Below are 961 nucleotides of genomic sequence, written 5' to 3'. Positions count from 1 at the left end.
TGCAATTTCATGAAAAAACATCTACTCACTTCACTCCTCCTATCTAGCCTTTCTCTTATTGGCTGTTCTTCTGTTGAAACGCCTAATCTAGAACAATTTACCCACTTTTCTGGCGGAAAAACCGCAGGTGACACCAGTAGTTTGTATTGGATGACTGAGCGATTAACTCGAGTCAGTACCGCGGCAGATTACGTCACGATGGGTGATCATGGCTGGTATAAAAGTGATTACCGTTGGGATGAAGGCGAGTTGCGTGAGTTGATTCGAAAAGGTGAGCAAATCGATGCCAAGCAAAAACTGGTGCCTTTTCAAATCCACATCCGCTTTAATAAAGATGGTGAAGCGATTTATCAGCAATATCGCGTAAATCGCAAAGTCTTGCCGTTGCAGCGCGAGCAACTTGATCGATACAAAGCCGAAGCTAATGATGTCGTTGTTGCCATCAAAGAGCAGTCTCGCAACGGGCAGAACCTCGTACAAGGCTATTGGAATGGTCAAGCATTTGAAACCTGCAAAGGGAAAGAGTTCTCGACGCTAGAGTTCAACCAAACCCTGCCGAAATTTGTCGTCGACCGTTTATCATCGGTCGATAGCTACATTGCCTTTGTTGGTAAAGAATCTCGTAATGAAGTGGTGGTAGACAGCCTCTTGATGCTCAATGATGACGACTTTGATTGTGTATCACGACCAAAGTTTATCTCTGAGTAAGGCTTCTACGTTTTTACGCTGGATGCGAAAGATCATAAAAAAGGCGCTGAATGCGCCTTTTGTCTTTTTAGCCAACTGAAGTTGTTATTATTTTTCTTGCTCGCGAGCGATAGCACGGTAGCCGATGTCATTACGATGGAACATGCCATCCCAACTGATCTGTTTTGCTAGCTCGTATGCGCGTTGCTGTGCTTCTGATACGCTGTTGCCCAATGCAGTTGCACACAATACGCGACCACCATTTGTCACGATG

2 protein-coding genes are annotated in these 961 nt (G+C 45.0%); one reads left to right on the top strand and one right to left on the bottom strand.

Going from position 1 to position 961, the window contains the following annotated elements; translation table 11 throughout:
- Positions 1-9: 9 nt before the first annotated feature.
- Complete coding sequence (locus tag R7Q48_RS25270; protein WP_021822351.1) at positions 10-708, top strand: DUF1481 domain-containing protein; 699 nt, start codon at positions 10-12, stop codon at positions 706-708.
- Between the two features lie 87 nt (positions 709-795).
- Here R7Q48_RS25270 and R7Q48_RS25265 read toward each other — a convergent pair.
- On the bottom strand, positions 796-961 hold a 166-nt coding region (locus R7Q48_RS25265), incomplete at its 5' end, for a phosphoribosylglycinamide synthetase C domain-containing protein (protein WP_318132886.1).

Source organism: Vibrio sp. 378, from assembly GCF_033339435.1.
The sequence above is the reverse complement of the archived record's forward strand: the minus strand, read 5'-3'. Positions and strand labels throughout refer to the sequence as shown.